The following is a 1,124-nucleotide window of genomic DNA, read 5'->3' on the forward strand; positions in this document are numbered from 1 at the left end:
TTTATTAGAGCTGTAAACCCGCGGCATGCTTTATGATCATTTGACTGTCATTTTTTATGAGATGGTCATACAGTTTACAGAGGAAGGTAAAAGTCAGTTATATGCCGATGAGCGAAGCGGTAAAAGAAACGCTGAAGAATTATAATTCGTTTCGGGAGGGGCCAAAGAGGTAGTTAAATAGTTATTTAAGTATAGATGGTAGGCTGGGTTTTTAACCCAGCATTTTCCTTGCAAAGCTAAAATTACAGTACAATTTTTTAACGCTTCTCAGGGTTAAAAACTGGGCCTACGCTAATTAAATTACAACTCTTTTACCAGTCGCTCTAGCAATTCAATCGTGCCTTCTTGTCTGACCAAAGCGACTCCTTGTCCTGCCCATAAAGACTGATGTTCTGCATCAAGAGTCTTTTTTGCATGGGCACGCAAGTCTTTGGTCATGGCATTTAATTGTGGGTAAGGCGGTAGCTCATGCGCGTTTTCAAATTGCGCAAAATCACGTAAATAATCATTTAATAAGCCGCGTGCCTGCTTACCTGAAAACAGCCGCGTTAAGCGTGTTTCGCTACTGCGATTATCTTGACTGGCATCGAGTAGCGCCTGTTTATAGGTAGCATTGATACCGCACTTATCTGTGGTCAAAAATGCCGTACCGATTTGTGCCAGCTCAGCCCCTGCTGTTTGAATTGCTTTGATGGCTTGCCCAGTCATAATCCCACCCGCAGCGATTAACGGAATATCGGTGCAAGCCCGCGTTTGACTAATCAGCGTCAATAATCCCATTGGATCGTTTGCGCTTTGTGGCAACCAACCACCGCGATGTCCACCAGCTTCTACCCCCTGCACGCATACTGCGTCAGCGCCAATCTCTGCCCATGCTTTTGCTTCCAATGGATGATTGGCGGTACCGATGACGCGTGTGCCTAGACTCTGTAAATGCTGCACTTGCTCGGCGCTGATAATACCAAAGGTAAAGCTGGCTACAGGGACGGGATTGTCATAGAGCACTTGTAGTTGATCTGCAAAGCTTAGCGCTGGTCGTTCAGGTAACGCCATTTCTATATTTTTTTCTTGATAGAAATTACTTAGCCAAGCAGGAATCTCGCTATCTAACGTACTGGAGTCAT

Annotated in this window: 1 protein-coding gene; it reads right to left on the reverse strand. The window is 44.9% G+C overall.

Annotated elements, in window-relative coordinates:
- Positions 1-300: 300 nt before the first annotated feature.
- A partial coding sequence (locus tag ACS8FD_RS16155; RefSeq protein WP_439276594.1) for an NAD(P)H-dependent flavin oxidoreductase occupies positions 301-1,124 on the reverse strand: 824 nt, incomplete at its 5' end.

Source organism: Psychrobacter sp. 1U2 (genome assembly GCF_051847575.1).